The 25370-nt window shown below is 45.5% G+C and carries 20 protein-coding genes and 2 tRNA genes; 4 read left to right on the top strand and 18 right to left on the bottom strand.

Features of this window, described 5'->3' with window-relative positions; translation table 11 throughout:
• Positions 1-144 precede the first annotated feature (144 nt).
• Entirely contained in the window at positions 145-3099 is a 2955-nt protein-coding gene (locus R2S67_RS21155; protein WP_317346959.1) for an ExeM/NucH family extracellular endonuclease, read from the bottom strand.
• A 546-nt stretch (positions 3100-3645) separates the two neighbouring features.
• Here R2S67_RS21155 and R2S67_RS21150 point away from each other — a divergent pair.
• The gene (locus R2S67_RS21150; protein ID WP_012841336.1) at positions 3646-4020 is read left to right on the top strand and encodes a hypothetical protein; all 375 of its coding nucleotides are present in this window, start codon (positions 3646-3648) and stop codon (positions 4018-4020) included.
• A 55-nt stretch (positions 4021-4075) separates the two neighbouring features.
• On the opposite strand, the gene trpS is transcribed toward R2S67_RS21150, so the two are convergent.
• The 5 genes from trpS to nsrR all read right to left on the bottom strand — a co-directional run bounded on the left by trpS (position 4076) and on the right by nsrR (position 9856).
• A complete protein-coding gene (gene trpS, locus R2S67_RS21145) occupies positions 4076-5092 on the bottom strand; it encodes a tryptophan--tRNA ligase (RefSeq protein WP_317346958.1) in 1017 nt (338 codons plus the stop codon).
• A gap of 115 nt (positions 5093-5207) precedes the next feature.
• On the bottom strand, positions 5208-5894 hold the full coding sequence (locus tag R2S67_RS21140) for a phosphoglycolate phosphatase (protein WP_005395368.1): 687 nt from the start codon (positions 5892-5894) through the stop codon (positions 5208-5210).
• Positions 5895-5993: 99 nt separating this feature from the next.
• Positions 5994-6740 carry a 23S rRNA (guanosine(2251)-2'-O)-methyltransferase RlmB gene (gene rlmB, locus R2S67_RS21135; RefSeq protein ID WP_005395369.1) on the bottom strand — a complete coding sequence of 249 codons (747 nt, stop codon included), beginning with the start codon at positions 6738-6740 and terminating at the stop codon, positions 5994-5996.
• Positions 6741-6810: 70 nt separating this feature from the next.
• Positions 6811-9315, bottom strand: coding sequence for a ribonuclease R (gene rnr / locus R2S67_RS21130; protein WP_046874538.1), 2505 nt, complete (start codon positions 9313-9315; stop codon positions 6811-6813).
• 115 nt (positions 9316-9430) lie between these two features.
• On the bottom strand, positions 9431-9856 hold the full coding sequence (gene nsrR / locus R2S67_RS21125; RefSeq protein ID WP_005387939.1) for a nitric oxide-sensing transcriptional repressor NsrR: 426 nt from the start codon (positions 9854-9856) through the stop codon (positions 9431-9433).
• 157 nt (positions 9857-10013) lie between these two features.
• Here nsrR and hmpA point away from each other — a divergent pair, with 157 nt between their 5' ends.
• Positions 10014-11198 carry an NO-inducible flavohemoprotein gene (hmpA, locus tag R2S67_RS21120; protein ID WP_317346957.1) on the top strand — a complete coding sequence of 395 codons (1185 nt, stop codon included), beginning with the start codon at positions 10014-10016 and terminating at the stop codon, positions 11196-11198.
• Between the two features lie 83 nt (positions 11199-11281).
• Here the strand turns inward: hmpA and motX are convergent, their stop codons facing one another.
• Both motX and R2S67_RS21110 read right to left on the bottom strand, forming a co-directional pair.
• Positions 11282-11917 (bottom strand): flagellar protein MotX, encoded by a 636-nt coding sequence (gene motX / locus R2S67_RS21115; RefSeq protein ID WP_317346955.1) that lies wholly within the window; start codon positions 11915-11917, stop codon positions 11282-11284.
• A 219-nt stretch (positions 11918-12136) separates the two neighbouring features.
• A complete protein-coding gene (locus R2S67_RS21110; RefSeq protein ID WP_005395372.1) occupies positions 12137-13453 on the bottom strand; it encodes an adenylosuccinate synthase in 1317 nt (438 codons plus the stop codon).
• A 172-nt stretch (positions 13454-13625) separates the two neighbouring features.
• On the opposite strand from R2S67_RS21110, the gene R2S67_RS21105 reads away from it, so the two are divergent.
• Positions 13626-13811 carry a DUF2065 domain-containing protein gene (locus R2S67_RS21105; RefSeq protein ID WP_005381383.1) on the top strand — a complete coding sequence of 62 codons (186 nt, stop codon included), beginning with the start codon at positions 13626-13628 and terminating at the stop codon, positions 13809-13811.
• A 62-nt stretch (positions 13812-13873) separates the two neighbouring features.
• Here R2S67_RS21105 and hflC read toward each other — a convergent pair whose 3' ends face one another.
• From hflC to tsaE, 8 genes are all read right to left on the bottom strand, one after another.
• Complete coding sequence (hflC, locus tag R2S67_RS21100) at positions 13874-14854, bottom strand: protease modulator HflC (protein WP_005395373.1); 981 nt, start codon at positions 14852-14854, stop codon at positions 13874-13876.
• A 2-nt stretch (positions 14855-14856) separates the two neighbouring features.
• Complete coding sequence (hflK, locus tag R2S67_RS21095) at positions 14857-16062, bottom strand: FtsH protease activity modulator HflK (protein WP_005395374.1); 1206 nt, start codon at positions 16060-16062, stop codon at positions 14857-14859.
• A gap of 45 nt (positions 16063-16107) precedes the next feature.
• Positions 16108-17397 carry a ribosome rescue GTPase HflX gene (gene hflX, locus R2S67_RS21090; protein ID WP_005381380.1) on the bottom strand — a complete coding sequence of 430 codons (1290 nt, stop codon included), beginning with the start codon at positions 17395-17397 and terminating at the stop codon, positions 16108-16110.
• A gap of 38 nt (positions 17398-17435) precedes the next feature.
• Entirely contained in the window at positions 17436-17699 is a 264-nt protein-coding gene (gene hfq / locus R2S67_RS21085; protein ID WP_005381379.1) for an RNA chaperone Hfq, read from the bottom strand.
• 193 nt (positions 17700-17892) lie between these two features.
• Positions 17893-18825 (bottom strand): tRNA (adenosine(37)-N6)-dimethylallyltransferase MiaA, encoded by a 933-nt coding sequence (miaA, locus tag R2S67_RS21080; RefSeq protein WP_005395375.1) that lies wholly within the window; start codon positions 18823-18825, stop codon positions 17893-17895.
• The gene (gene mutL / locus R2S67_RS21075; RefSeq protein ID WP_317346950.1) at positions 18822-20834 is read right to left on the bottom strand and encodes a DNA mismatch repair endonuclease MutL; all 2013 of its coding nucleotides are present in this window, start codon (positions 20832-20834) and stop codon (positions 18822-18824) included. The genes miaA and mutL overlap by 4 nt, the downstream gene beginning before the upstream one ends.
• 18 nt (positions 20835-20852) lie before the next feature.
• On the bottom strand, positions 20853-22568 hold the full coding sequence (locus tag R2S67_RS21070) for a LysM peptidoglycan-binding domain-containing protein (RefSeq protein WP_046874541.1): 1716 nt from the start codon (positions 22566-22568) through the stop codon (positions 20853-20855).
• Positions 22562-23026 (bottom strand): tRNA (adenosine(37)-N6)-threonylcarbamoyltransferase complex ATPase subunit type 1 TsaE, encoded by a 465-nt coding sequence (gene tsaE / locus R2S67_RS21065; RefSeq protein ID WP_005395381.1) that lies wholly within the window; start codon positions 23024-23026, stop codon positions 22562-22564. Before tsaE ends, R2S67_RS21070 begins: the two co-directional genes overlap by 7 nt.
• Before the next feature lie 277 nt (positions 23027-23303).
• Here tsaE and queG point away from each other — a divergent pair, with 277 nt between their 5' ends.
• Positions 23304-24431: a tRNA epoxyqueuosine(34) reductase QueG gene (gene queG, locus R2S67_RS21060; protein WP_317346949.1), complete on the top strand. Its 1128-nt coding sequence runs from the start codon at positions 23304-23306 to the stop codon at positions 24429-24431.
• A 619-nt stretch (positions 24432-25050) separates the two neighbouring features.
• Here queG and R2S67_RS21055 read toward each other — a convergent pair.
• Both R2S67_RS21055 and R2S67_RS21050 read right to left on the bottom strand, forming a co-directional pair.
• Positions 25051-25127, bottom strand: a tRNA-Met gene (locus tag R2S67_RS21055).
• A 59-nt stretch (positions 25128-25186) separates the two neighbouring features.
• Positions 25187-25262, bottom strand: a tRNA-Gly gene (locus R2S67_RS21050).
• Between the last annotated feature and the right edge of the window lie 108 nt (positions 25263-25370).

The following is a 25370-nucleotide window of genomic DNA, read 5'->3' as shown; positions in this document are numbered from 1 at the left end:
GACTTAAGAGATGATTGTCTGGTTTGCGACAATTAAGGGCGGTATTTTGCAACACCAAACTAGAAAGGCAAGTCTTTGTGCAATAAAAAGGCCAGCATCGGCTGGCCTTTGGTCTTTACAGCTGTATTTTAGGAGACAGCTGGCTTAGTTGCGGCGACGTAGTAAGCCAAGCCCAAGCATCGCGAGTAGCGCGCCAAAACCAAACGAACCACCATCTGAATCCTTCGAACCTTCTACACCCGTTTCGGTTTGCGTCATTGAAACATCACGAACAGAGCTAAACTTAACGACGTTGCCTGTCGAGTCTGTCACTTTCTCTTCTAACTGGTAATTACCTTGTTCTGGCGCTTGTTCAAACTCAATATTCACGCTGCGTGCGTCAATGTCAGTTTGAGTCAAGGTTTGGCTAGCCGAGTAAACTTTTGCATCACTGCTTGTCGCGGCCGCTTGTGTGGATGCTGTTAAGTTCACTGTCACAATATCGCCCGCAACCGCAGTTGGTGGTAGACGTACATCAATAGCTAAGTTTTCACCCGCTTTCGGTAAATCGATATCATCATCTGGCAAATCAATAGCAATAATCACTGGATCATGATCAGACGCTGAGAACGCATCTTTGTACTTCGGCATGTCACCCGTGTATTTGCTGCTGTATTCAAACAAGTTACTTTCTAGAGAGTTGATGTGCCAGTCTTCAATCGCCACCACTTTTTGCGCTAAACTGCTGCTTGCCAATGCATGGTCCAAGTTCCCCAATTCACCTGAATAGGTGTACGAGAACGTATCAGCGCCATGCAGCAAGGTGTTTAAATTGTGCAGACCGTAGCCTTTTTCAATCTTGGTTTTCTCTACTTGAAGCTCACCGCCACCAATGGCTGTGTAAGCGGCAGTGTAGATATCACGGCCGTATTTCTCTTTTGAGTAATCAGTGAGGGTAAGTAACGGATCTTCTTTGCCGTAAGCGTTCAAATCGCCCATAACGAGCACATCGCCATCAATATCTTTCAGCGCTTCACCAACGACTTTCGCAGCAGAAACACGGAAGTTGTTGCAGTTACCTTGCAGATCCGCGGGTTCTGAGTCTTCTACACCAGCAATCCACTCTTCAATACATTCAGAACCTTTCGATTTAAAGTGGTTCACGACCACTGAAAGATCTTCGCCAGTCTCTTTCACTGTGAAGGTCTGTAATAAGCTATGGCGTTGATATTTGTCGTATGCAGGGTTGCTTTCAGTGCCCTCTTTACGAGTAATGGTGTTCTCTGCAATATGTTGCTCTGGCGTCACAATGACTTTTGCTGCTTCTTTTGGTGTTACTGCGTTAGCACGATATAAGATCGCCACCATGATCGCATCACTGCCAAAGTATTCCTCTTGGTATTTATCTTGCTCTTCGATTTCGACATACGTGTAATGATCTTCCACGTCATCAATCTCAGCGTTTAAAGCATCAACCAAGTTTTGGATAGCACTACCATCACCAAAGCCGTTGTTTTCCACTTCCATCAAGCCAATGATGTCCGCGTCCATCTTATTCATCGCTGAAACGATTTTCGCTTGCTGGATCAAGAACTCATCAAGGTTTGTTGCGCCACGATTTTGCCCGGTTGGGTTGTCGTGCCCGCTGTCAGCAACCGAAGTGAAGTAGTTAAGAACGTTAAAGCTCGCCACTCGTAAATCAGAATCGGCTATGGCTGGCGCCGCTTTACGCGCAACGTCAAAGTCATCACCTGACGTGACAAAGTTGCTGCTATCAACTTCATTGGTCGCAATTAGGCGGTACTCGTTGTAGCTGTAAGCCACAACACCTTGCAGACCTTCGACACGAGAGCCTAGGCGAATGTGCTGCTCTGAAGAGCCATTTTGATCTAGGTCTTGTGCAAACGTTGGGAAATATGGGATTTGACCATTTGGCGCTTTGCTATCCGATTCCAAGTAAATACGGTTGGCCGCATTCTCTTTGGCAAGGGCAACCGCAGCGTCACTCTCTGCTGCATGCAATTGAGTCGGCTTAAACAACGGTGCTTCATGAGACAACATCATGTTGTTGCGTCGAGAGTCATAATCGTAAGAAAAGTTACGAGTAACGAAAAGTTCGCTAGCCGAGCTGAGCTCAACTTGCATACCTTCATGACGCTCTAGTGCATCACGTAGTGTTTCCCCTTCCTTAATCGTTAACGGAGTAACCAAAGAGGCGTTTGATGTGCCTGTTTTTACATAACTGTTTGCATCAGAAGAAAGCTGAGTGTTGCTGTAGTACTCTTGTACTTTCCCTTTCACACAAACAACATCACCAGCTTTCAGTTCTGTATCGGCAACATCAGTGTGAATAAACAAACCTTCAGATGTCTTGTCGTTGCCATCATTCTCAAGTGCTTGCAGGTAGAAGCCTTTAGTTAAGCCTGTTGTTACAGCACTGACCACACCAGTTACGAAGTGATCTTCGGTCGTGATGTAAGGGTAACCATCAATAAATGGAGAAGAAGCACCTTCACCTTGAATCTCTTGGATGGTGGTAAAGGCTGGTTCTTGTCCATCTACTTCACAAGCAAATGGCGCAGGTGGCTCAGTTGTATTTAATTCTCCTAAACCATCAATATTATCTTTAGGTAAGGCTGTCCACTGAGTGGATTGGTAGGTAGTTGAAGGTGTAAGCGCATCACTGTTACGAACTAACGTGGTGTCTTTAGCGAAATCCACGTCCCCCATCACACCTAATATATCGTGCACTTCCCCATCTTTAAGAAGTGCCAACGGATCGTCGCCGTTAAAGTTCGCTACATTTTTATCAGTGTAATCCGCAACCGCCTTTATTGCTTCGCTCGCATCGCCATGAGCAAGCACATACACTTGCTTCGCTTGTAACGTTACGTCACTAAGATCAAGAGTGCTGCCCCACGAGCCGCCACCATTCGAAGATTTTGCTAATTCATAGCCTGTGAGTGTCACCGCAGTATCACCTGTATTGGCGATCTCGACCGCTTTATTATAAGCGCCGCCTTCCACATACTGGGAAATAATAATCTCTGCGTTCGCGTTTGCGCTAAGTGCACTGGCGATGGTTAGTGCGAGTATTGAGGGTTTGATTAACGTGTCCATTGTCATACCTGATATTGATGTAAATGCAAACTTAGCTCTGATCAGAGCCTACCATTTGCGTCTACTATCAGGTTTATTTATGAAATAAATAAGAATGAGCAATTAAAGCCGTGAAATGAATCACATGTGAATGTAAGAAAATATGCCAGAACATCCCATTCAAACATTTTTTGTAATAAATACAGAACGCTATTGATAAACAAATCAAAATTTAGATTAATTACTCAGTTTATTTTTTCACTTCATGTTAAGGAGTAGAAAATACATCGCTCGTGAAGTGGCTTATTAACCAAGCTCACTTTGTTATAAATGAAAATATAATTAATCACTAATTTAGAAAGCTTTGATTTTCATTTTTATAGCCATGTCTAAACTTAAGTCACCTATTATTCGCTCGGCTTTTTCTTACGAATGACCCTCATACTTCAAAATTTTCCTCATTTGCTCAATAACTTCTCCTTATTCACTAGCCAAATTCATACACAAAAGATATAACACCTGCGCGAGACATTAAGATCTCATTAGCTGTAAACCCAGGAACGATAAATGAAAAAAATTCAACGCAGTGCGCTAGCTCTCTTCTTACTTGGCTTGATAACGGGATGTCAATTGACCGCCAGTGAGCCACTTCAACCTACCGCGAATCAAAACATCATCGAATCAGCCAAAAATGAGCTGGATGGAATTGAAGAGTTAGAGGTCAGTGACGAGGGTGTTATTACTTTTACCCAGCGTCTAAGAACACCAGGAACCTACTGGATCCCAGCGAGAATTAAAGAACTTAGCTACGATATATCATGCGTGCAGCTCAGTTACTTCATTGATAGAGGCATGGTGGTGAAGTCCGCCTTTTTAGGTGCTCGAGGACGTGTTGAATATTACGATATGGAACGTTGCATGAAAGACACGCCATTCCAGTAAAAAGCATAAAAAAAGCTCCATCAACGTGGAGCTTTTTGTAATCTATTCTTAGCGACTATGGGCGAGCGACAAAGCCTACCGCTTTGTATGCTTTCTTCAGCGTTTCAGCGGCGCGAGCCGATGCTTTTTCTGCACCTTGCTGCATTACCTCATCCATGTAAGCACGATCAGCGCGAATACGATGGTATTCTGCTTGAATTGGCTCCAGCATTGCTACAACCGCCTCGCCAACATCTTTCTTAAATGGACCATACATTTCTACGCCTTTGTACTTGGCTTCGATATCTTCAAAGCTCATTCCTGTCGCCGCAGAGTAAAGTCCCATTAGGTTCGCGATACCCGCTTTGTTCTCGATATCATGGCGAATGCTTGGTGGGGTTTCGGTGTCTGTTTGCGCCTTGTTGATCTTCTTGATGATCGACTTTGGCTCTTCAAGCAGAGTAATCACGTTCTTACGGTTATCATCTGACTTCGACATTTTCTTCGTCGCGTCTTGAAGACTCATCACACGTGCATTGACTGTTGGAATGTACGGCTCAGGAACGGTAAAAATCGGACTCTCTTGTGAGTAGATGTTGTTAAAACGCGTTGCGATATCACGCGCTAACTCAAGGTGCTGTTTCTGGTCGCTACCAACTGGTACTTGGTGTGCGCCGTAAAGCAAAATATCTGCTGCCATCAACACAGGGTAATCAAACAGACCCACGTTTACGTCATTCGCGTAACGTGCCGATTTGTCTTTAAACTGAGTCATACGGCTCAGCTCACCCATTTGCGTGTAACAGTTAAGAAGCCAACCAAGTTGAGCATGCTCTGGTACGTGTGACTGAACAAATAGCGTGCTCTTCTTCGGATCAACACCAACTGCCAGACAAATTGCCAGTGCGTCTAATGTCGCTTCATGCAGTGCTTTAGGATCCTGACGAACCGTAATCGCATGAAGGTCTACTACACAGTATTGGCAATCATAATCGTCTTGCATCTGCTGCCATTGACGTAGAGCACCCAAGTAGTTACCGATACTTAGTTCACCTGACGGTTGAACACCACTCAATACAATGGGTTTGCTCATTAGAATGATTCCTTTGACTTCTTAATCTAATTAAAATGAAAAACCGTGCGGCTTTTAGCGCACGGTTTACTCAGTGTACTCATTAACAAGTATTTTGGAAGATCTTTTGTTGCCGTTATGCAGAAACAGCGACGACTTCCAGTAATTCCGCGAGGCGGTTCGCCACTACGTCAGGGTTCGAAGCTGAAATGGGCTCGCCATGGTTATAACCGTAAGTTAAACCAAATGAAGCACAACCCGCATTTTTCGCCGCCAAGATATCGTTTTTCGAATCCCCAACCATCAGCATCTCTGCTGGTTTTACCTGGTGCTTTTCCATTAGCCAGTTCAGCGCCACCGGGTTTGGTTTTTTCTCTGGAAACGCGTCACCACCTAATACGTCTACGAAGTACTTGGCGATGTCATGCTGCTCTAGAATTTCTGGTACGAATTTCGAGGGCTTGTTCGTCACAATCGCCATCGTAAAACCAGCTTGGTGTAGCTCTTCAAGCGTCTCTTTTACTGTTGGGTAAAGGTGACTTAGCTTATGGCCGCTTTGCTTGTAGTATTCATCAAACAGCTCACGCGCTTTAGCACGCAGCTCATCACTCAAATCACTGCTGATAGTCATGCTTTGGCTTAATGCACGTCCAATCAATATATCAGCACCATTACCAACGTAATCACGCACCTGCTCTTCTGATACAGAAGGATAGCCTAACGCCTGAACTGCTTGATCGGCCGCTACGGCAAGATCTGGCACGCTATCAAGCAGTGTTCCATCCAGATCAAAAGCAATCAATTTAATATCTTGTTGGGTCATAAATTCCCTAGCTAAAATAACACAGGATGGTTCCCCATCCTGTGTGCTTAATCTTGATGTCACTCAGTGTCACACTCAGCGACGCTTAGTGTGCTCGCCTTATTTTTGGGCAGCCAAACGCTGACGAACCGCTTCAAACAAACAGATACCAGAAGCCACTGATACGTTCAAGCTTGATACACTGCCCGCCATAGGGATCTTAATTAAATCATCGCAGGTTTCGCGAGTAAGACGACGCATACCATCACCTTCAGCACCCATCACGATAGCAAGAGGACCAGTAAGCTTAGCTTGATAAATGTCGTGCGTAGCTTCACCAGCCGTACCCACAAACCAAATACCTTTTTCCTGTAACGTACGCATTGTACGTGCAAGGTTGGTTACACGAATCAAAGGCACAACCTCTGCAGCGCCACATGCTACTTTACTTACCGTGGCATTCATTGGTGCAGAACGATCTTTCGGTACGATGATCGCCGCAGCGCCTGCCGCATCTGCATTACGCAAACACGCACCAAGGTTGTGCGGGTCCGTCACACCATCCAGCACTAACAGTAGCGGTGATTCATGCTGCGCTAAGATGTCATCAATGTCGTTCTCGTTCAGTTGTTTTGCTGGTTTTACGCGAGCAATGATGCCTTGGTGATTTGCACCACGCGCTTTATCATCCAGAGTTTTACGCGTCATTTGTTGAATAGAGACACCACAAACCTGAAGATCATTTAGGATTGGCATTAGGCGATCATCTTGACGACCTTTTAAAACGTATGCCTCGATAAAACGCTCTGGTTCGCGCTCCAATACCGCTTTCACTGCGTGAATGCCGTAGATAAATTCGTTACTCATTGTTTAACCTGTTGTTCGGGTCGTATTGCCTGCGCCAGCCGAGTTTGAACTGAGCTGGCGCTTCAGCCTACTACGCTTCTTTTTTAGTGCGCTTGGTTTTCTTCGGCTTACTGTGTGGCTTTTTTTTACGTGCTTTTTTCACTTTAGGCTTCTTTTTGCCTTCGGCGTCATCACGTTTGGGGCCATTGCGCTTACTCACTGCGCCCGTTTCTTCTGGACGCTTAGTTGGCTCTATCGCAGGAACTGCGCGAGGCGCGCCACCTTCTTTCGATGAAGAGCGAGTCGCAGCACGTTTTTTATCTTTCGCTTTGCGTTTTGCTTCCGCTGCGCGTTTCTTCGCAGTCTTACCTTCACCGCGTAGCTTACGACTTGTTTCGACCAATTCAAAGTCAATTTGCTTATCATCGAGGTTAACAGCCAGTACTTTTACTTTTACTGCATCACCTAAGCGATAGATGTTACCGAAACTTTCACCAATAAGTCGTTGACCAATCGGGTCAAATTGATAGTAGTCGTTCGCAAGGGTAGAAATATGCACCAAACCATCGATGTGCAAATCCGTTAAACGTACAAAGAAGCCAAAGCTAGTGACATTAGCAATCACGCCGTCTAGTTCGTCACCGACGTGATCTTGCATGTATTCACACTTCAACCAATCCGCAACATCACGTGTTGCATCGTCCGCACGGCGCTCTGTCATCGAACATTGTTCACCGTAAAAGTCCATATCATCGAACGAGTAATGGTAGCCACCCGTTGGTGTCCAGCGATCTTGATTACGACCTTCTTCTTTCGCAATCAGATACTTGATTGCACGGTGAAGTAACAGGTCAGGGTAACGACGAATTGGCGACGTAAAGTGCGCATAGCGTTTCAGTGCCAATCCAAAGTGCCCCGCGTTATCTGCGTTGTATACCGCTTGCTTCATTGAGCGCAGCAGCATGGTTTGAATCAACTCTTGATCTTGACGCCCAGAGATTTGACGTGCGAGATCAGCATAGTCCGTTGGTGAAGGCTCTAAACCACCTTTTAGCTCAAGACCAAGTTCACTTAAGAAGTCACGGAAACCTTGCAGGCGTAATTCACCTGGAGATTCGTGGATACGATAGAGCGCAGGCTCTTTCGCTTTTTCTACCAACGATGCCGAAGCAATGTTGGCTAAAATCATACATTCTTCGATGATCTTGTGCGCGTCATTACGAATTACTGGCTCAATGCTTTCGATTTTACGTTCCGCATTGAAGATAAATTTGGTTTCAACGGTTTCAAATTCGATTGCACCGCGTTGATCTCGTGCTTCTTTCAGCACTTTGTACATCTTGTGCAGCTCTTCTAGATGAGAAACAAGCGGCTGGTAACGCTCACGTAGTTCCTCATCCCCTTCTAGAATCGCGCTCACTTTGCTATATGTGAGACGAGCGTGCGAGTTCATCACGGCTTCGTAGTGCTTGTAGCCCGATAGTTTACCCGTCTCTGAGATGGTCATTTCACACACCATACACAGACGATCAACTTGTGGGTTAAGTGAACACAAACCATTTGATAGCACTTCCGGTAGCATTGGCACTACTTGCGATGGGAAGTACACCGAGTTACCACGGTTGATGGCTTCTTTATCCAGCGCAGAGTCAGGGCGAACGTAGTAACTGACGTCAGCAATCGCTACCCATAAACGCCAACCACCTTCTTTGTTCTTCTCACAGTAAACAGCATCATCAAAGTCTCGTGCGTCTTCGCCGTCAATGGTCACAAGTGGTAACTCACGTAGATCCACACGACCAACTTTGGCTTCTTCTGGTACTTCTTCGCCTAAGTTTTCGATTTGTTTATCGACGGCCTCTGGCCACTCGTGAGGGATTTGGTGTGTACGAATCGCAATTTGCGTTTCCATACCTGGTGCCATATTTTCACCAAGTACTTCAACCACTTTACCCATCATGCCACGTGAGCGTGAGCCACGATCAGTAATTTCAATCACGACCACGTTACCCATGCGTGCACCCGCTTTGTGCTCATTTGGGATCAGAATATCTTGGCTGATACGCGAGTCATCAGGGACAACATAGGAATAACCATATTCGAGGAAGAAACGACCGACGATTTGATCATTACGCTCCTCTAACACTCGAACCAAGCGCCCTTCACGACGACCGCGCTTGCTGTTGTCTGTAGGTTGCACTAAAACAAAGTCACCGTGGATGATGTTCTTCATTTGATGGTGCGGTAACAGAATATCATCATCCTTGCCGACGCTGCCTTCTGGACGCACCCAACCGTGGCCATCACGATGACCAATCACGTAACCTTTCACCATTTCAAGTTTTTCAGGCAATGCGTAGCACTGACGGCGGGTAAACACCAGTTGACCATCTCGCTCCATCGCACGTAGCCGACGACGCAACCCTTCGTATTGCTCTTCGCCCTCAAGCTTTAGTGCCTCAAACAAGTCATTGCGATTCATTGGAACGCCCGCTTGCTCTAGAAACTCGATGATAAACTCTCGGCTTGGAATTGGATTTTCGTAATTTTTGGATTCACGATCTGCAAAAGGATCGTTTGGAATATTGTCTGACATAGGCACGCCTATCTAGCAAGGAAGGTATATGGCTAGTATATCTGAGTCTCTCGATAAGCTACAGAATTGCTTTGAAAAAAGAATGATCGAGATCGACTCTAGACGTGCAAATGAGTTAAGGACGAGCCAGTAAGATCAACAACTCAGAATTGTCGCTCAGCAAGGATTCGATCGTGCAATCATCCAGCTCCGCCAAAAAGGCACTTTTTGCTTTTGCCAATTTATCTTTGAGGCGACAGGCAGGGGTAATATGGCAAAAATCTACGCCGCAATTGACCAAATCTAACGGCTCTAAATCTCGCACGACACCACCTACTGTGATTTCAGAAGCAGGTTTCATCAGCCGAATACCACCGTTTTTTCCACGCACGGTATGGACATAACCTAGTTGCCCTAAACGGTTGATAACTTTAACCATATGGTTACGTGACACACCAAATAAATCCGTCACTTCAGTGATATTAGTTAACTCATCTTCCGGCAACGAAGCCAAGAAAATTAAGGTTCTCAACGCATAATCAGTAAAGCTCGTTAACTGCATATTCTCTCCCAAAGTGCGACTCAATAACTCGCTGGTGACACTAAAACGCCAAACTTGAGCTATCGATAAAAGTGTAAATCTTTTCTTGATCGAAAGATACATTTGAGATACAACTTTAAACATGCATTACAAATACAACTTAAAGTAGGAAGCCCATATGCTCAGCAATCAAACCATCGAGATCGTCAAAGCGACCGCACCACTTATCGCCGAAACGGGACCAAAACTGACCGCGCACTTTTACGAACGTATGTTTACTCATAACCCAGAGTTGAAAGATATTTTTAATATGAGTAACCAGCGTAACGGCGATCAGCGTGAAGCGCTATTCAACGCCATCTGCGCCTATGCTGCCAATATTGAAAATTTGCCAACTCTACTTGGCGCAGTAGAAAAAATTGCGCATAAACACACGAGCTTTTTGATCACAGAAGATCAGTACCAAATCGTTGGTAAACATCTACTTGCGACGATTGATGAGTTATTTAATCCAGGTCAAGAAGTGTTGGATGCTTGGGCTGAGGCTTACGGCGTACTTGCGAATGTATTTATTCAGCGCGAAGAACAAATTTACCAACAAAATGAAGCTTTGGAAGGCGGTTGGCGCGGTCTACGCGAATTTGAATTAGTCGATAAACAAATCGAGAGCGAACACATTTGCAGCTTTGTGTTTAAGCCAACCGATGGCCAAAAAGTGGCACCGTATAAACCGGGACAATATCTTGGCATCTATATCAACAGTGACCAGTTAGAAAACCAAGAAATTCGCCAATATAGCCTATCTTCTGCGGTTCAAGAGAACACTTACCGTATCTCGGTAAAACGTGAAGAAGGAGGAAAAGTATCGAACTTCCTGCACGATAGCCTGAACATTGGCGAAAAAGTGCAGCTTGCCGCCCCTGCCGGTGATTTCTTTATGGATGCCGAACCACAAACACCCGTTGTTCTAATTTCTGCAGGTGTAGGACTTACGCCAACGCTGTCCATGCTAGAAAGTCTCTCAGCACATCAAGCACCTGTAACTTGGGTTCATGCAACAGAAAATGGTCAACATCATGCTTTCAAGCAACACGTGAACCAACTAGTCGCGGCGAAAGAAAACATGAACGCGCTCGTTTGGTATAACCACCCAACGGCAGAAGACAAGCTAGGTGAAGACTTCCACTTCAAGGGTTTTGTCAATCTGTATGAAATTGAAGCCGCATTAAAGCAAGATAACGTGCAGGTGTACTTCTGTGGCCCTGTCGGGTTCATGCAGCACGTAGCGAAACAACTATTAGAACTTGGCGTACCACAAGAGCAATTCCATTACGAATGCTTCGGTCCACACAAAGTCGTTTAATCGCTCAAGATTACTCTTCGGGAAACAACAAAGCCCACATWATGTGGGCTTTGTTGTATGAAGTTGTTTGCCTTGATAGGACGTTACCAAAAGGTGTCTCGCCTTTTAGCTCGAGCAATAACGTTTTGTGGCATGCGCTGCTCAAGGCCATTTCTCAATACAGTGATGCGCTTATGCTGCCGCTTATCTGCTGTGACAGAGTTATATAACCAACGATACGCATCTTCGTAATCAAGTGGGCTGCCGTAATCACGCAGGAGCAATTCGGCTAAATGAATACGCGCATTTAGGTTTCCCATTGAGGCGGCTTCTCGCAAGTAAGGAATCGCTCGCTCTTTATCTTGCTGCACTAAAGTACCACGCGAATAGTATCGACCAATCTGCTCTAGCGCGGCAGGTAATCCCTGATGTGCTGCATTTTCGATGTAGTAAAGGCCTAGTTCGACATCTTGCTCGACACACACACCCCACGCCAACATGTCGCCGTACAGAAATTCATAAGTGGGCAAGTTAATTCGAGTCGCACGAGCAACGATATCCTCCACCAGCTGGCAGTTATCAGCGCGCACACGTTGTAAGTGCTTATTTTGCTCAATAAGCTTTATCAGCTCTGCTTCGGTGTAGATAGGAACTGGCGCCCCCACATCAGCAACATTGGCTTTCGCTGTGGTAGCTACCAAGGTCAATAACAGTGAAGCAGCCACTGTTCGTAACTTCATAAACGTACTCTTTAAGGTATCTAAGAAACCAAAGATCGATGAAGGATCTCCTCTGCTTGATAACCTTATCGGCAAAAACCAGCTAAGCTTTAGACAATTTTTGCCTCTGACTTAGACTCAGCGGCAAAAATTTGCCATATGAGAATCACTGCCGTTTTTTGTTCAGATACAAAAAAGCCGACCAGAAGGTCGGCTTTTGCAATCTTTAACGACTATCAATTAAGCTTCGAATGGATGAACCTTGATGATAGTTTCGTTGCGGTCAGGACCTGTTGAAATGATATCTACAGGCACACCTGTTAGCTCTTCAATACGCTTGATGTAGTTAAGAGCCGCTTGTGGTAGATCTTCTAGCGCTTTAGCACCGAATGTGTTCTCAGACCAACCAGGCATTGTTTCGTAGATTGGCGTTGCTTTTTCGAATGCTTCAGCAGCCATCGGAGAAACTTCTAGCACAGAGCCATCTTCCATCTTGTAACCAGTACAGATTTTTAGCTCTTCTAGACCATCTAGTACGTCTAGTTTAGTTAGACAGAAACCAGATACAGAGTTGATTTGGATTGCACGACGCATAGCAACAGCATCGAACCAACCTGTACGGCGTAGACGACCAGTTGTCGCACCGAACTCGTGACCAACTTCACCTAAGTGCTTACCAATTGGATCTTGCTTATCTAGACCATCGTATAGTTCTGTCGGGAATGGACCTGCACCAACGCGAGTACAGTACGCTTTCGCGATACCCAAGATGTAACCGATGTGACGAGGACCAAAACCTGAACCTGCAGCAACACCACCAGCAGTCGTGTTAGAAGACGTTACGTATGGGTAAGTACCGTGGTCGATATCAAGTAGCGTACCTTGTGCACCTTCGAACATGATCTTATCGCCGCGCTTACGTGCTGCGTCTAGTTCGTCAGTTACGTCGATAACCATTGAAGTAAGTAGCTCTGCGTAGCCTTTTGCTTCTTCAAGCACAGCTTCGTAGCTTACTGGTTCCGCTTTGTAGAAGTTAACGAGTTGGAAGTTATGGAACTCCATGACTTCTTTTAGCTTCTCAGCGAACGATTCCATATCGAATAGGTCGCCAACGCGTAGACCGCGACGAGCAACTTTATCTTCGTATGCTGGACCGATACCACGACCTGTTGTACCGATAGCTTTTTTACCGCGAGCGATTTCGCGAGCTTGGTCCATTGCAACGTGGTAAGGAAGAATTAGCGGACATGCTTCAGAAATGAAAAGACGCTCGCGTACTGGAATACCGCGCTCTTCAAGAGGTTTCATTTCTTTAAGTAGAGCTTCAGGTGATAGTACAACACCGTTACCGATAACACATTTTACGTTATCGCGAAGGATACCTGATGGAATTAAGTGAAGAACGGTTTTTTCACCGTCAATTACGAGAGTATGACCTGCGTTGTGACCGCCTTGGTAGCGTACCACGTATTTTGCATCTTCAGTTAAAAGGTCTACGATTTTACCTTTACCTTCGTCACCCCATTGGGTGCCTAGAACGACTACGTTATTTCCCATCTTTCCAAGTCTGATTGCTAGTTAAAAATGGATTCTAGCACCGAATCACGCTTCTTGCAGTCATTTTTTGTTCACAGAGTTGCTACCAGAATGTCATCTTGCTGCTTTGCTCATTTTGAAATCAGCATATCACTGATAGTATTTAGTTTTCTTTATTCGACTGGAAAGCGGTATGTCTGAATCCATATGGTTGGCGATTGGGCTCGTCCTGATCGTGGAAGGCATTGGACCACTCATTGCTCCAAACGGTTGGCGGAATATGGTGGCTCAATTAAGTGAACAGCCCAACAATCAGCTACGACGCATCGGTGGCTGCCTAGTAGTTGCTGGAGCCGTAATCGCCATAATGATGAGCTAGCACTTAGCATCAGATACAAAAAAGGCTCCCTAAGGAGCCTTTTGCTTCATTTGACGCTGAGATTATTTCTCCATGCCGCCCTTCGACTGGTTCATGTATTGGAAGAACTCACTCTTCGGATCAAGTACCAGGATATCGCTCTTAGAGCTGAAGGACTTCTCATACGCACGTAGCGAGCGTAGGAAACTAAAGAACTCAGGGTCTTTGTTGTATGCTTCAGCATAAATCTTCGCTGCTTCTGCATCCGCTTCACCTCGTGTTACACGAGCAGTCTTATCAGCTTCAGCTAGAATGGTTGCCACTTCTAGCTCAGCTTGAGCACGAATAACTTCCGCTTTCTCACGACCTTGAGAGCGGTGCTTACGAGCTACAGACTCACGCTCTGCACGCATACGACGGTAGATAGACTCACTGATTTCATCAGGCAGGTTGATTTTCTTCATGCGGAAATCAACAACACGAACACCCAAGTCTTTCATCGCGCTTTCACGCGTGTCTTTCAATACTTCAGACATAATTAGGTCACGTTCACCATCAATCTCAAGCGCTTCACGTGCCGCTTCAGTTGCGACAACATCTGCACTTGCATCTTCTGGTAGTACATCATCGTTACGTGGACCAGATACAATCTGTTTGATTTCACGAGCACCGATTTCAGAACGAAGCACATCCGTTACTTTACGCTCAAGTAGTGCCTCCGCCGTTAGCGAATTACCACCGCCTGTCGCTAGGTAGTAACGACCAAAGTCTTCAATACGCCACTTCACGTAGGTATCAATAATAACGTCTTTTTTCTCAGACGTTACGAAACGGTCTGCACGGCCATCCATCGTTTGGATACGTGCATCAAGTTGTTTCACACGGTCAAACAGAGGCATCTTGAAATGCAAACCAGGCTCGTAAATTCGAGTGATGTCGTTGTTGTCTTTAAGAACACGACCAAATCGAACCACGATACCGCGCTCACCTTCAGGAATCACAAACAAAGACATCAACATTAATGCCAGTGCGATTACCAATACAGGGATCATTAACTTACGCATTCTTAGTATCTCCCTTGACGTGAACCTGTTGAACGAGACTGCGTGTTCGAAGTGTCTTCTTGTGTACGCTCAGACTCCAGTTGAATTTGATCGTAGGTTGAAGATGACTTCGATTTACGTTTTGTGTCTGCCTGACCTTCTTGGCCCGCCAACTTATCGATTGGAAGGTACAGAAGATTGCCGCTTGATTCAGAGTCAATCAACACTTTCGAAGTGCTTGAGTACACTTCTTCCATTGCGTCGATGTACAGACGGTCACGCGTTACACCTGGTGCCGCTTGGTATTCTGGTAGTAGTTTTTCGAACTGTGCTACCTGACCAAGAGCCTCGTTAGTGACACGTTCATTGTAACCTTGCGCTTCTTTCTTCAAACGTTCAGCACGACCCGTTGCCTTCGGCAAGATTTCGTTCTTGTATGCTTCAGCTTCACGGATGAAACGCTCTTCATCCTCACGAGCTGCGATTGCATCATCAAACGCATCTTTCACTTGCTCTGGTGGACGCGCAGACTGGAAGTTTACGTCAACAAGTACCAGACCCATATCATAGCTATCAATGATTTGGTTCAGTGTTTCTTGCGTAGTTTGACGAATTTGCTGACGACCACTGGTTAGAATGCTATCCATCAATGAGTCACCAATTACTGCACGTAGTGCAGAATCCGTTGCTTGACGCAAGCTATCGTCCGCATTGGTTACACGGTACAAGTATTTGTACGGGTCAGTCACTCGGTACTGAACATCCATCGCGACTGTTACGACGTTTTCATCTTTAGTCAGCATTAGACCAGATGCACGTAGTGAACGAATCGCTTGTACGTTTACCGCTTCGTATTCATCAATAAAACGAGGGCGCCAGTTAAGGCCTGGGTCTACGATACGATCGTATTTACCTAAACGCAGCACAACACCACGCTCTGCTTCACCGATGGTGTAAAAACCAGCGAAGAACCAAACTGCAACAGCAATAAGAGCAATCACGCCAAAGCCAATTGCACTACCACCACCGCCGCCGATTGGAGAACCACCGCCGCCTTTTTTACCAAACTTGCCACCCAGTTTTTGACTCAGTTTATTGAACACTTCATCTAAATCTGGCGGACCTTGATCTCGGCCACCAGGACGCTGGCCACCACGATTATTATTACCCCAAGGGTCATTATCGCGGCCATTGTTGCCGTTGTTATTTCCAGGCTCATTCCACGCCATTAGAAAGCTCCATCATTTGATATGACGTTATACTGTAGCAGTCCTTTAAGTGACTATAAAGCCAGTCAAAACTGCCCCTTCTCTTTTTTCAAGTCTAGACCAATCTACTTGCTGCATTCGAATATCGATCAACAAGTTACCATCCTGGTCATATTCCTCACGTTGAATACACTTCATTTGGAAGAAGGTACTACGGAATCGTCCTTGATACTGTGGAGGAATTCGCAACTGATGCTCGACCATTTGTGACGCCAGACGTTCCGTCAGAGCCTCAAACAGGACATCAATGCCCAACCCATCCATTGCTGAAACCCAAACTGCGCGAGGTACGCCTTCCTCGTCTCGTTCTATACGTGGTTTCTGCGAATCTAGATTGTCGATTTTGTTCATGACAACCAGAGTCGGCACTTCATGTGCATCGATCTCTTCTAGTACTTCATGAACAGCTTGAATATTCTCACGAAAACGCTCATCACTGGCATCAACAACATGTAACAAAATGTCAGCTTCTTGCGTTTCCTGCAAGGTTGCCTTGAAGGCCGCAACCAAGTCGTGAGGCAAATGTCGAATAAAACCAACCGTGTCAGCCAAAATGGCAGGCCCAACATCTGCTAACTCTATCTTACGTAAAGTCGGGTCCAAAGTAGCAAATAGTTGATCAGCGGCATACACGCCAGCTTCTGTAATACGGTTGAAGAGTGTCGACTTACCCGCGTTGGTGTAACCCACAAGTGAAACCGTTGGGATTTCAGCTCGATTTCGGGCGCGGCGCCCTTGTTCACGCTGCTTCGCTACTTTGTCTAAGCGTCGCAGGATGGCTTTGATTCTGTCACGCAATAAGCGACGGTCGGTTTCCAGCTGGGTTTCACCCGGGCCACGTAAACCGATACCCCCTTTCTGCCTTTCAAGGTGCGTCCAACCACGAATCAAACGAGTAGAGATATGACGAAGTTGAGCCAGCTCTACCTGTAGCTTACCTTCGTGTGTTCGAGCTCGTTGAGCAAAGATATCGAGAATAAGACCAGTGCGGTCGAGAACTCGACATTGGCACAGTGCTTCGAGGTTACGTTCTTGGGCAGGAGAGAGGGCGTGATTAAAAATCACAATTTCGGCACCTGTCGACTGTACCGCAGTAGCAATCTCTTGGGCCTTACCCTCTCCGACATAGTATTTCGGGTGTGGGGATTGACGACTACCAGTTACCACTTGTAGCGCCTCTACCCCAGCAGAAGAAACCAGCATTTCGAACTCAGCCAGATCTTCCCATTCACCTTCTTGCGTGAAGTTGATATGAACAAGTACGGCTCGCTCACCGGATTCATAACGGTCAAACAAGCAATCAACTCCTTATTTTAAAAATACTCGATGAAGAATTAATCTTCTGATTTCTCTTGTGGACGCTCACCTTGTGGACGTTCACCGCTGTGATGGCTCACTGGACGAGCCGGCACAACTGTTGAGATCGCGTGCTTGTACACCATTTGGTTAACAGTATTCTTCAGCAGGATCACAAATTGATCGAACGATTCGATCTGACCTTGTAGTTTAATACCATTCACAAGGTAGATAGATACCGGGATACGCTCACGACGTAGCGCGTTTAGAAATGGGTCTTGTAGAGATTGCCCCTTAGCCATTTTATTTTCCTTATTTAATTTGTAGTTGTAATTATTTAGCTAGTGGTGCAATGCAAAAGATACTGCTTTTGCATCTGAGCTAAACGAATCAAAAATGCACTCTAAGTAATTAGCAGCATAGTATAAAAACCGCCAACAACAGATCCTTTGAGAGTGCGTTCACGCAAAAACGATCACATTATACACAGCTATGTCAATCAGATGCTATTGCTTCCGACATCGTTTCTAATGCCTGTTCAATGTTCTCGCTATCCAACCAAGTTAAGTCATCCCAGCTGCGTAACCAGGTGATTTGACGCTTGGCCAATTGACGAGTCGCGCATACGCCACGAAATACTGCTTCGTCACGTGTACACTCCCCATCTAAATACTCCCACATCTGTCGGTAACCGACGCATCGTATGGAAGGAAGATCGGGGTGAAGATCTTTTCGCGAATGTAGCGCTTTCATTTCTTCTTCAAAGCCCGCTTCCATCATCTTTTCGAAACGAAGTTCAATTCGACGGTGAAGTTCTGCCCTATCCTTGGGAGCTATTGCAAACTGCTTGACTCGGTATGGCAGGCTTTCACCTTTCGTTTGAGTCAATTCAGTCAAAGTTTTACCTGAAATACGAAAAACTTCCAATGCCCGAGATAAACGTTGGGGATCATTGGGATGGATTCTCGCTGCTGACACAGGATCAACCTCTTTGAGTTCATCGTGCAACACTGACCAACCTTTAGTCAATGCTTCTTGTTCAATTTGCTGACGAATTTCAGGATTTGCAGCAGGAAGTGGGGATAAACCTTCAAGTAGCGCCTTATAATACAGCATTGTCCCACCCACTAAGAGTGGAATTTTTCCTTCTGCAACAATATCATCCATCGCTTTCAATGCATCACGACGAAAGTCGGCTACAGAGTAAGATTCGCTCGGATCCAAAATATCAATCAAGCGATGAGGCGCTAAACTTAACTCTTTTTCATCCGGTTTCGCCGTACCGATATCCATCCCTTTATAGATCAAAGCAGAATCAACACTGATGATCTCAACCGGGAACTTTTGACGAAGACGAATCGCCAACTCAGTTTTGCCTGATGCAGTTGGCCCCATTAAAAATAGCGCCAAAGGTAGTTTATCTGTCATGGTTTTAATTTGGCTATCGTGGCAGAGAAATCAACAGCGGATACAAATTTTGTATCTTCTAATGGCAATTGACCATCTCTTAGCTGTTCAAGTTCCGCAATAATTTGAATTGCTTCAGAAAAAGTATAGTGACTCTTCACTGTCGTGACCTGCAATGCGAGCCAATCTATCAACTCAGACAGCATCTGAGCCGTTGCTATACCTTCCTTCACACAAGATTGCGCGTAAGATAACAGATCTGGTACTAGATTTTGTAAGTTTTGTTGACGTAGCGGCGCGGGAACGCCCATCACCATTAAGGCTTGCTCATTTCTCGCTTTCAATTGAATGCCAAGTAACGCCAAATCTTGTTGATAATCTTGAGCCAGCTTCACTAACTCGGCCTCTAACTTAATAGATAGAGGAACGAGTAAAGGCTGTGCTTTAAGCGCGCCATCGCTTGGAGTGAGCTGCCCTTTTACACGATAAAATTCCGCTCTAGGTAACGAGACTAACGCCGCCCCACTGTCACTGCTCATCAAAACAAATTGCTCATCGACCATCACTAGCGCTTTGCCTAATGCATTAATCGATGGAAGTGATGCATGCGAAGTTGCCTTTTGGGGCACTATCGGCGTTACGGATTGAGACTCAAACTCTGGCGTTTTCAACAACTCGTGATAAGCGCGCACTTCTTGCTTGCTTGGTGCTGGCTCAACATGGCGCTCTTTACTGTGATTCGGCTTTGGTGCGGATTTGGATTCCACCCAATCATTACGTTTGAATGACTCCACTACGCGCGCCTCTCGCACGGAGGTTTCACTAGGACCGCTATTACGAGGCTTCACTTCATAATCATTGCGTCCAGGATAAGCCGGTGTACTCTCTATCGCTTGATAAACCCGCTCTGGTACTTGTGAAGGTGTCGGCCTTTGCACTTTTTCAGGCTCAGGCGAATGCTCAACCTCTTCGGACTCAGTCGGTTCCACACGATGAAATGCGGATTCATTAACCTGTGGTTTATCAATCACGGCGCTTTGCGCAAGTGCATCCGCCAAAGCTTGATAGATAAAATCATGCACTAAGCGAGCTTGGTGAAAGCGCACTTCATGCTTAGCGGGGTGGACATTCACATCTACCTGGTGCGGGTCTAACTCAATAAAGAGCACATAGGCAGCGAACTGATCTGGCTTTAAGCTCATTTCATAGCTTTGACGAATCGCGTGATTGATTAATTTGTCACGCATCATTCGGCCATTCACATAGCAATACTGTAAATCGCTTTGCTGCCTTGCTCCTTCTGGTGTGGTAATCCAACCATGTAGCTTTAACCCTTGATGCTCAAGCTCGATTCTAAGCATATGCCGCACAAACGCATTACCGCAGACAGCTGCAATACGTTTTTCGGTTTGAAGCTGATTTTTCGCCGCACGATATTGACGAATGATCTTGCCGTTATGGCGCACATTGATGGTGACATCAAAGCGGCTTAACGCAATGCGTTTCAATAACTCATCAATATGAGCAAATTCGGTTTTCTCCGTACGAAGAAATTTGCGACGCGCTGGAGTATTAAAAAATAAATCCAACACCTCAACAGTCGTACCAATCGGGTGCGCTGCAGGCTTAAGCTTCACCTGCATATCACGCCCTTCGGAGTAGGCACTCCAGGCTTCTTCTTGTGCCGCAGGACGCGATGTGAGCGTCAAACGCGAGACTGAGCTAATACTGGCTAACGCTTCACCGCGAAAACCTAGACTCATGATGGCTTCAAGATCATCCAAGGTATGTATCTTAGATGTAGCATGACGACTGAGCGCCAAGCCGAGTTCATCTTTCGCGATACCTTTGCCATTATCACGAACACGAATCAGCTTTGCGCCTCCTTTCTCGATATCAATATCGATTCGAGTTGCGCCAGAATCAAGACTATTTTCAACCAGTTCTTTAATCACAGAGGCGGGTCTTTCGACCACTTCCCCTGCTGCGATTTGGTTTGCAAGTCTAGCTGGCAAAATTTTAATCGTCATAATGAGTTAAAAGCTCACCTACTTGTTTGGAATGATAAGAACTTGCCCAACCGCCAGCTGATCAGAGCGTAAGTTGTTCGCTTTACGAATGCTCGAAACGCTGACTCCGTATTTGGACGCTATTTTACCAAGGTATTCACCTCGAGAAACTTTGTGCTTACGAATCGGCTTATCTTTGACAGCGACGGTTATCTTCAACTTTTGTCCTACCCACAAGGTATCTGACTTCAAGTTGTTCTCACGGCGGATATCTGAAACCTTCACTTTATAGTGACTCGCGATCTTACCTAAGAACTCACCTGACTTAACCTTGTGAATAATGGTTTCTGTCTCAACAGTAATCGGTTTACTTGGCACTTTAATCGTGCCAGCAGAAGGGATTTTGAGCTTCTGACCAATTGCCAACCCAGTCGACTTCAAGTTGTTTGCCGACATCAGCGCTTTAGAGCTAAGCCCATATTTATTCGCAATCACCGATAACGACTCGCCACGTTTTACGGTATGCACTATTGGCTTCGCTGAAGGCGAGAATACCGTACCTTCTGGTGGATTATCTTTTAAGTACTTAACGACCGCCTTGGTGATCGCCTGAGCTAACTTATCTTGGTGCGCTCGTTGAAACAGCAACCGCTCTTCTGTTGGGTTAGAAATAAAGCCCGTTTCCACTAATACAGACGGAATCTGCGGAGAGCGTAAAACAGCAAGGCTAGTATTAATCGGTTTGGTGTTATGCAGGTGCGCAACACGCCCCATCTCACCAAGGATTTCTGTTGCCAGCTTATACCCTTCTTTTTGTGAATGACTAAACTGCAAGTCCAACAAAGTTTGGTTCACGTTACGATCTTTGGTCTTAGTGAAGAACGCATTACCCGAACCACCTAATATTTCAGATTGTTTCTCATGGTTCTCAACCCAACGAGCAATTTCAGTATTTGCACGACGAGTATTCAACACGAAAACCGAACCTCCGCGAGGCTTCGGTGAGGTAAACGCATCAGCGTGAATGGAAATTAGTAAGTGCGCATCATTTTCACGGGCAATGGCTACACGACGGTTTAGATTCACAAAGTAATCTCCGGTACGTGTCATACGCGTTTTAATCCCAGGCGTAGCATCAAGCTGAGCGGCGATTTTTCGTGAAATACTCAATACCGCATCTTTTTCATACTTACGGCGTGAAGGGCCAATAGAGCCAGGGTCTTCACCACCGTGACCAGGGTCGATAACGATCAAGACTTCTTGAGCTCGTTGTACTGAACTCATGTCTTTATTGGTCGCCGCTGGCTTGCTCGGTTTAGAAGCTGAAGTCGATGCTTTCTTACCGTGCGGCAGGTCAATCACCAAACGGTGACCATATTGCCCGCCAGGGGTTGGGCTTAATTTAAACAATTCTGCTTGAACGCTCTTTTTCAGTTCAAACACCAAACGATAGGTGCCCTTCTCTGGCGGAGAGCTTTTTCGAACTAGCTTTAAAACCGGGCTGTCCGTAACAGTAACAGGCAGTTTGGCCTGCATGGTCGTGCTTTTTAAATCCACGACAAGACGATCCGGTCCGGATAAAGAGAAATAGGAATAGTCAGCTTCCGAGCCTAAATCGATGACAACACGCGTTTCATCAGGAGAAGGCCAAACTCGAAAACTCTTAACGACGTTAGCAAATGCTAAATTGGGGATGAGAAGGAGAAAAGTGGCGACAAACGTCGCCACTACTCTAAAATTTGAAAAACTCAACATAGCTCCAATCGACTGAGTAACTGCACACCATAATCATTATTAGCTGTTAGTTCGGCTACACGCTGCTCACCTTGGTAGCGAATGTTCACATCAAGATCCGGTTGTGGCAACAAACCATGCCCTTTTTCAGGCCATTCAACCAAGCAAATTGCATCATCTGTGAAGTAATCTCGAATCCCCATGAACTCAAGCTCTTCAGGATCCGCAAGACGATAAAGATCGAAATGGTACACTTGCCACTGATCCAACTGATACGGTTCGACTAGAGTATAAGTTGGGCTTTTCACGTTACCTTGATGGCCAAGAGCACGGACAAAACCACGACTAAAGGTTGTTTTACCTGCACCCAAATCACCATGCAGATAAATTGTGGTTTGTTGCGAACAAAGGTGAGCCAGAGCGGTACCTAGTGCAACCGTTTCGTGCTCATCTTTTAAATTGAATTGTTTCGTGCTCATTGATGCTTCTCTAACTAATGATCGTTGACTATATAAAAATCAAAAGAACAGGAATAGTAAACCGTGTTGGTTTTGAGAGACAAGCTTTCAAATGTCATATGTGCGAAAAAAGTATCCAAGGAACGGTATCTTAATCACCTTAGTATCGACCTAGATTTAGAATATATGCAAATGACTTCAATAAGCAGTATTCACAGCATCAAAAACGTCCATAACTGGGTAGCACCAAAGCCAGAGATCCGTTAAGATCCGCCCCCCTTTTATTCCGGTGGTTAGCATGAACTACGAACAACTCGCACAACAAATCAAAATTTGGGGAAAAGAGCTCGGCTTCCAAAAAGTTGGGATCTGCGACGTTGATCTGAGTGAGCATGAAGCCGCACTGAAAAAATGGCTCGATGCAGGCTATCACGGCTCAATGGACTGGATGGCTCGTCACGGTATGATGCGAGCTAGACCCAATGAGCTACTCCCGGGAACCGTTCGTGTGATCAGCGTTCGGATGGACTACCTACCACCAGAAGCACAATTCGCTTCGAACCTAGCAAATAAAAATCATGCCTATATTAGTCGCTATGCATTAGGGCGTGATTATCACAAGCTCGTCAGAAAACAACTGAATAAACTTGGCAAACTTATTGAACAAGAAGTTGGTCAGTATGGTTACCGACCTTTCGTCGACTCCGCACCAATATTGGAGCGACCACTCGCCYAAAAAGCAGGCTTAGGCTGGACAGGGAAACATTCCCTGATTTTAGATCAGGACTGTGGCTCGTGGTTCTTTTTAGGCGAGTTACTTATCGACTTGCCACTTCCCGTTGACGAGCCAAGCGTTGATCAGTGCGGTAAATGCAAAGCATGCATTACCTCATGCCCAACACAAGCCATCGTTGAAGACAAAGTTGTCGATGCTAGACGCTGCATCTCTTACCTCACCATCGAGTTCGATGGCGTGATCCCTGAAGAGTTTCGCAAGCCAATGGGTAACCGCATTTATGGCTGTGATGACTGCCAATTGGTTTGCCCATGGAATCGCTACGCCGACATAACGGAGCAGAGTGATTTCCATCGTCGCGATAGTTTCAAAAACCCGGATCTCGTTGACATGTTTAACTGGGATGAAGCGACTTTTCTAAAAAATATGGAAGGCTCCGCTATTCGTCGCATTGGTCATATACAGTGGCTGCGTAATATTGCTGTCGCACTTGGTAATGCAGAATACAGTCAACGAGTCATTGATGCGTTAGAAAGTCGACAAGGTGAAAATAAATTACTTGATGAACACATCAAATGGGCTTTGGCCGAGCAACTGAATCAACTCCCCATTGAGAATAAAGCATCTACAGAGACGAAAAAGCAGCGCTTAATAAGAATCGTCGAGAAGGGGCTACCAAGAGACGCATAGTGCGTAGTCTATATGCAAGAGATTGAAAGCACTTTTACATGTTCAATTCATGACCTTGTTCTCAATTTTGTAATGTGGAAAAAAATTTGAGATTCAAGAAAAACAAGCTAGCAGAAAAAAGTTAAACACAGCTTGGAGAAATGACTAGGATCAAAAAAATACCAGTTAATGATCGTATTTTAACGTATCCGATCCGACAAAAAACTTATTTTTCTCTTAATTAACAAAGATTTAATCAATATTTCGCTATTATTTCGACTTTCCTTCAGCGAAAAGATCTTTCTTCTCCATCGCAAAAAATCAAGCTAAAAACACTTTATCAACTAACTTATCCACAGAACGACATATGTGGATAACTCTGTTAATTAAAGTAGATAAAACATGCAGAACCTCATCATGCTTGTACGCCAGCCGATTCATATCGTGTTTTAAACACAAACGAAATCGTCCGACATCATATGATGCGGATAAAATTTAGTTTTTGGGGATTCATGCTTCGCAGCATTATGAAAAGAGCGATGTGATTGGTTGCGAGAAGCAGGAATTGAATCAAGCGGCGCATCCGTCGACGACTTAGGATTGTGCTAATAAATAAGCATTCAATCTATCGTCTTGTATTTGGTTGCGGGGGCCGGATTTGAACCGACGACCTTCGGGTTATGAGCCCGACGAGCTACCAAGCTGCTCCACCCCGCGTCCGAGTGCTTCATCTTTGTTGATGATGAAGGCTTTGCTTTCATTTATAAAAAAGAAACTGGAGCGACACACGAGGTTCGAACTCGTGACCTCAACCTTGGCAAGGTTGCGCTCTACCAACTGAGCTAGTGTCGCTTTTGTCACCGTTAAGCACGATGAGGGCTATATATTGGAGCGACACACGAGGTTCGAACTCGTGACCTCAACCTTGGCAAGGTTGCGCTCTACCAACTGAGCTAGTGT

Source organism: Vibrio sp. T13N (assembly GCF_032970445.1).
Taxonomy (GTDB): Bacteria; Pseudomonadota; Gammaproteobacteria; order Enterobacterales; family Vibrionaceae; genus Vibrio; species Vibrio diabolicus.
The sequence above is the reverse complement of the archived record's forward strand: the minus strand, read 5'-3'. Positions and strand labels throughout refer to the sequence as shown.

Coding starts and splice junctions, on each gene's coding strand:
- hmpA (WP_317346957.1), top strand. CDS start 10,014: ATGCTCAGCAATCAAACCATCGAGATCGTCAAAGCGACCGCACCACTT.
- miaA (WP_005395375.1), bottom strand. CDS start 18,825: ATGACAGATAAACTACCTTTGGCGCTATTTTTAATGGGGCCAACTGCA.
- R2S67_RS21150 (WP_012841336.1), top strand. CDS start 3,646: ATGAAAAAAATTCAACGCAGTGCGCTAGCTCTCTTCTTACTTGGCTTG.
- motX (WP_317346955.1), bottom strand. CDS start 11,917: ATGAAGTTACGAACAGTGGCTGCTTCACTGTTATTGACCTTGGTAGCT.
- R2S67_RS21110 (WP_005395372.1), bottom strand. CDS start 13,453: ATGGGAAATAACGTAGTCGTTCTAGGCACCCAATGGGGTGACGAAGGT.
- nsrR (WP_005387939.1), bottom strand. CDS start 9,856: ATGCAGTTAACGAGCTTTACTGATTATGCGTTGAGAACCTTAATTTTC.
- R2S67_RS21070 (WP_046874541.1), bottom strand. CDS start 22,568: ATGTTGAGTTTTTCAAATTTTAGAGTAGTGGCGACGTTTGTCGCCACT.
- hflC (WP_005395373.1), bottom strand. CDS start 14,854: ATGCGTAAGTTAATGATCCCTGTATTGGTAATCGCACTGGCATTAATG.
- rlmB (WP_005395369.1), bottom strand. CDS start 6,740: ATGAGTAACGAATTTATCTACGGCATTCACGCAGTGAAAGCGGTATTG.
- R2S67_RS21105 (WP_005381383.1), top strand. CDS start 13,626: ATGTCTGAATCCATATGGTTGGCGATTGGGCTCGTCCTGATCGTGGAA.
- trpS (WP_317346958.1), bottom strand. CDS start 5,092: ATGAGCAAACCCATTGTATTGAGTGGTGTTCAACCGTCAGGTGAACTA.
- R2S67_RS21155 (WP_317346959.1), bottom strand. CDS start 3,099: ATGGACACGTTAATCAAACCCTCAATACTCGCACTAACCATCGCCAGT.
- hfq (WP_005381379.1), bottom strand. CDS start 17,699: ATGGCTAAGGGGCAATCTCTACAAGACCCATTTCTAAACGCGCTACGT.
- R2S67_RS21140 (WP_005395368.1), bottom strand. CDS start 5,894: ATGACCCAACAAGATATTAAATTGATTGCTTTTGATCTGGATGGAACA.
- mutL (WP_317346950.1), bottom strand. CDS start 20,834: ATGACGATTAAAATTTTGCCAGCTAGACTTGCAAACCAAATCGCAGCA.
- rnr (WP_046874538.1), bottom strand. CDS start 9,315: ATGTCAGACAATATTCCAAACGATCCTTTTGCAGATCGTGAATCCAAA.
- tsaE (WP_005395381.1), bottom strand. CDS start 23,026: ATGAGCACGAAACAATTCAATTTAAAAGATGAGCACGAAACGGTTGCA.
- hflK (WP_005395374.1), bottom strand. CDS start 16,062: ATGGCGTGGAATGAGCCTGGAAATAACAACGGCAACAATGGCCGCGAT.